Below are 4,499 nucleotides of genomic sequence, written 5' to 3'. Positions count from 1 at the left end.
GCTAGCCTCTGCAGCGGCAAGCGCGTGGACTTCGAAAAGATTCATGTGACGGGTATTTCGAAAATTACCGCCCAGGATATCGCATTCGCCAAGGAACTTGGCTGCTGCGTGAAGCTCCTCGGCATCTACCACCGCGACGGCGACCGCGTGGACGCCCGCGTGCATCCGTGCTTCGTTTCTAACGAGAACCTGCTCTCGAACGTGAACGGTGTCATCAATGCAGTGTACCTGAAGTGCGACAACCTGGGCGAGACCGTCCAGACGGGTGCCGGTGCAGGCCGCCTCCCGACCGCCTCTGCCGTGGTAGCCGACCTCGTTTCCTTGGCCCGCTCCGTGGACCAGGGCAGCCGCAAGGCGCTCCCCATGGGCTGGTTCAACGTCGACAATTCCGCGACTCTCGTGCCTATTTCCGAGACGAGCGCCCGCTACTACCTGCGCTTCACTTCCCGTGACGCCTGCGGCGTGCTCGCGAAGATTACCAGCATCCTCGCCGAAAATAACATTTCCATTGAAACCATTATCCAGAAGAACGTGAAGGACCCGGGCAAGGTTTCCATCGTGGTCATCACCGAAAAGACCTTAGACTGCAAGGCCTCGAAGGCGGTGGACGCCATCGACGCTCTGCCCGAAATCGTCGAAAAGAGCCAGGTTATCCGCTTCCTCGCGTAACGGATGGCTTTCTGGACTGCAATTTTTGTAGTTTGATATAGCTATGATACGCGCTGCGACATTGGAACGCATTCTCGTTATCCTTTCGGATTTCGTGGCGCTTTCGATATGCTTTGTGCTGGCTTTCTGGGTCCAGTTCCATAGCGGCTGGATTGCCGACAAGTACGACCCGTCCAAGCTTTTCTCGGATTACGCCAACATGGGGTTGATCCTGAACGTGGCATGGCTCGTCTTGTTTACCTGCGCAGGGCTTTATCGTTCATGGCTCCTGATGTCGCGGACGCACCAGATTCTGCGCGTGTTGCGGGCGGTGGTGATAGGCGTTGTTCTTATTATCATCAGCCTTTTCGGAACGGAGTTTGTAGGCAAGATCTTTGCCAACCAGCCGTTGAACGAGGGCTACTTGTACGGATCGCGCTTCCCGTGGATTTTTATCTACGGCGGCCTCGCCATGGTGCTTGTTGCCGGATTCCGCATGTTCATTTACTTCTGCCTGCGCGGCTTGCTTCGTTTGGGCTACGGCGCGAATAACATCCTCGTGCTTGGCGCTACCGATGCGGGCAAGAAGATTGCCGAGGATCTCAAGAACACGCCGGCTTTTGGACAGCGCGTGGTGGGCTTCGTCGATGAAAGGTACCAGGTGATGGATCATGAATTTGCCGGGTTCCCCGTACTCGGCAAGTATGCCGATCTCCCTGCGCTTGTGAAAAAGCACCGTGTGGATGGGATTGTGATTGCGCATGAGAGTTCTTCTCCGCAGGAGATTATGCGCGTCCTCGTCTGGATTTGCGAACTTCAACTTCATATTTATATTGTACCGGGACTCTATCCCGTGGTGAATGGCCAGTTCAAGGCGAACTTGGTCCATGGTTTCGAACTTCAGGAACTTTTTGCATTTACGATGCCGCCCTGGCAGGTGCGGGTGAAGCGCATTATCGATGTGCTGTTCGGAGCGTTCCTTGGGATATGCTCTTTGCCGGTCTGTCTGCTTGCGGCTATCGCCATCAAGCTCGAGGACCACGGCCCCGTTTTCTATTCGCAGGAACGCATCGGCCTGTATGGCAAGCCCTTTACGGTCTACAAGTTCCGCACCATGCGTACCGATGCCGAAAAGTTCGGCGCCCAGTGGGCAACGAAGGATGACCCGCGCATTACGAAGGTGGGTAAGTTCCTGCGCAAGACCCGCATCGACGAACTGCCGCAGATTCTTTGTGTTTTGAAGGGTGACATGAGCATGGTGGGCCCGCGCCCTGAACGTGCCGTGTTTATCAGCAAGCTTCGCGAACAGATTCCGTTCTACATCAGCCGCCTCAAGATGAAGCCGGGCCTTACGGGCTGGGCGCAGGTGCGTCACCATTACGATACGAGCATCGAAGATGTCCAGATAAAACTGAAGTACGACATGTATTATTACGAGAACATGAGCCTGCTTCTGGATTTCCAGATATTGGTGCGTACTGTTTACGTTGTCTTGACCGGTAAAGGAGCGCAATAATGTACGGAGACAATTCCACTCCGGTATTCCCAGTTAATGATGCTCTCACGATGATTCGCCTCGCGCTTGCCGAAGACGTGCGCACGGGCGACGTGACGAGCGAATGGACCATTCCTGCCGACCAGAAGCAGCATGCCCGCCTGATAGCCAAAGAAGACGGTGTGCTTGCAGGCCTCCCGGTCATTGAACTCGTGTTCCAGGAACTGAAGGCGAACGTGAAGGTGACGCTCCACAAGAAAGATGGCGACGTGGTGAAGAAAGGCGACCTGATTGCCGAAATGGACGGCACGACGCATGAACTCTTGACGGGCGAGCGTACGCTCCTGAACTTTATCCAGCAGCTTTCCGGCGTTGCGACGGTCGCGCATACCTTCCAGGAAGCCCTGAAGGGCGGCAAGACGAAGGTGCTCGATACCCGCAAGACGGTTCCCGGATTCCGCACGCTGCAGAAGTATGCCGTTCGCGTGGGGGGCGGTTCCAACCACCGCATGGGCCTCTTTGACATGGTGCTGGTGAAGGACAACCACATCGCTGCTGCAGGTGGCGTTCTCGAAGCACTCGAAGTGGTGAAGAAGAACAACACGCAGGGCCTGATGGTCGAGATGGAAGTGGAAAACTTCGACCAGCTGCGCGCTCTTTTGAACAAGGGCGTAGACGTCATCATGCTTGACAACATGAGCAACGAGATGATGGCCGAGGCCCTGAAGATTATCAAGGAAAGCGGAGACAAGTGCCTGGTGGAAGGCTCGGGCAACATGACGCTCGAACGCGCGAAGGAAATCGCGACACTCGGCCTCGATTACATCTCTGTCGGTGCGCTAACGCATAGCGTGAAGGCTCTCGACATCTCGATGCGAATCTAGTTTTTTGATTTGCGCATGAAAAAGAATTTGGATAAAACTGTACGGAAGTCGAATCGCGAAACTTTTAGCTTCGTCGTGGATGTGGGCAACTCCCACACGGTTTTGGGTATTTTCAAGGGCGACAAGGTGGTGGACCACTGGAGGCTTACTACCCGCAAGGAAACGACGAGCGACGAGGTGATGAACCGCATTGGCGGACTTGTGCGCTTTTCGAAAATCAAGCCGACGGAGATTACGCATGTGGGCCTCTCGACGGTGGTGCCCGCGCATGAGCGCCCCTGGATCAAGGCCCTGCAGACGCTCCTCAAGCGCCCGGTGCAGGTGGTGAGTTCCAGGAACTGCCTCGGTTGCCCGATTGCCTACCCGAACCCGGCGTCGCTCGGTGCCGACCGCTTGTGTAATATTATTGCGCTTCGTGACCGTGGCTACAAGGATGCCATCGTGGTGGATATGGGCACGGCAACGACATTTGACGTGATGAAGGACGGCGGCTTCGCTGGCGGTATAATTATTCCGGGCATTAGCGCAAGCCTCGACGTTTTGACCGAGAAGGCGGCACGCCTGTTGCCGGTAAGCATCGAGTGGCCGGAACACGTGATTGCAAACAATACCGACGATGCCATCCGCGCGGGTCTTCTGTACGGTTTTATGGCGGAACTTGAAACCTTGGTGGCAAAGATCAAGGACGAAATGGGCAAGAAGAAGGTTCCCGTGTTTGCGACGGGTGGCTGGGGCCGCATGGTGATGGGGCACAGCAAGGTGATTGATACCTACGACCCGTACCTGACCCTGAACGGTGTGCGCCTGGTGGCGCTCCATGGCAATTCCGCCGCAGAACTGGAGCGAGACTCCGACGAGTAATTTTAAAGAGAGGTCCCTATGCGTTGCTTAGTTACCGGTGGTGCAGGATTCCTGGGAAGTCACTTGTGCGAACGTCTGCTGGACGACGGGCACGAGGTGATTTGCCTTGACAACTATTTCACGGGCCGTATGGTGAATGTCGCTCACCTGCGCGATAACCGGAACTTCGAGCTCATTCGCCACGACGTGACGGAACCGATTTTGCTGGAAGTGGACCGCATCTTTAATCTCGCGTGCCCCGCGAGCCCCATTCATTACCAGTTCAACCCGGTAAAGACCATCAAGACGAGCGTGATGGGCGCTATCAATATGCTTGGCATGGCGAAGCGCGTGAAGGCGCGTATTCTGCAGGCCTCTACCAGCGAAGTCTACGGCGACCCGGCGGTGCACCCGCAGACCGAAGACTACTGGGGCAACGTGAACCCCATCGGTATCCGCAGCTGCTATGACGAAGGCAAGCGCGTTGCCGAAACCTTGTTCATGGATTACCACAGACAAAATAACGTGGACATCCGCATCGTGCGTATTTTCAATACATATGGCCCGCGCATGCTTATGAACGATGGTCGCGTGGTGTCAAACTTTATTGTGCAGGCGCTCAAGGGCGAAGA

5 protein-coding genes are annotated in these 4,499 nt (G+C 55.7%); all 5 read left to right on the top strand.

What is annotated here, in order from left to right:
• The coding region (locus B4B27_RS02705) for an ACT domain-containing protein (RefSeq protein ID WP_290723411.1) at positions 1-669 on the top strand (669 nt) is incomplete at its 5' end.
• Between the two features lie 43 nt (positions 670-712).
• A complete protein-coding gene (locus tag B4B27_RS02700; RefSeq protein ID WP_173382273.1) occupies positions 713-2,164 on the top strand; it encodes a sugar transferase in 1,452 nt (483 codons plus the stop codon).
• On the top strand, positions 2,164-3,027 hold the full coding sequence (gene nadC, locus B4B27_RS02695; protein WP_173382272.1) for a carboxylating nicotinate-nucleotide diphosphorylase: 864 nt from the start codon (positions 2,164-2,166) through the stop codon (positions 3,025-3,027). The genes B4B27_RS02700 and nadC overlap by 1 nt, the downstream gene beginning before the upstream one ends.
• Before the next feature lie 15 nt (positions 3,028-3,042).
• Complete coding sequence (locus tag B4B27_RS02690; RefSeq protein ID WP_173382271.1) at positions 3,043-3,888, top strand: type III pantothenate kinase; 846 nt, start codon at positions 3,043-3,045, stop codon at positions 3,886-3,888.
• An 18-nt stretch (positions 3,889-3,906) separates the two neighbouring features.
• Positions 3,907-4,499: GDP-mannose 4,6-dehydratase (locus B4B27_RS02685; RefSeq protein WP_290723406.1), on the top strand; the 593-nt coding region annotated here is incomplete at its 3' end.

Origin of the sequence: Fibrobacter sp. UBA2449 (assembly GCF_002342555.1) — a bacterium.
In the GTDB taxonomy this organism is placed as follows: Bacteria; Fibrobacterota; Fibrobacteria; order Fibrobacterales; family Fibrobacteraceae; genus Fibrobacter.
Note: the sequence above shows the minus strand (reverse complement) of the source record. Positions and strands in the feature narration are given on the sequence as shown.

Coding starts and splice junctions, on each gene's coding strand:
- nadC (WP_173382272.1), top strand. CDS start 2,164: ATGTACGGAGACAATTCCACTCCGGTATTCCCAGTTAATGATGCTCTC.
- B4B27_RS02690 (WP_173382271.1), top strand. CDS start 3,043: ATGAAAAAGAATTTGGATAAAACTGTACGGAAGTCGAATCGCGAAACT.
- B4B27_RS02700 (WP_173382273.1), top strand. CDS start 713: ATGATACGCGCTGCGACATTGGAACGCATTCTCGTTATCCTTTCGGAT.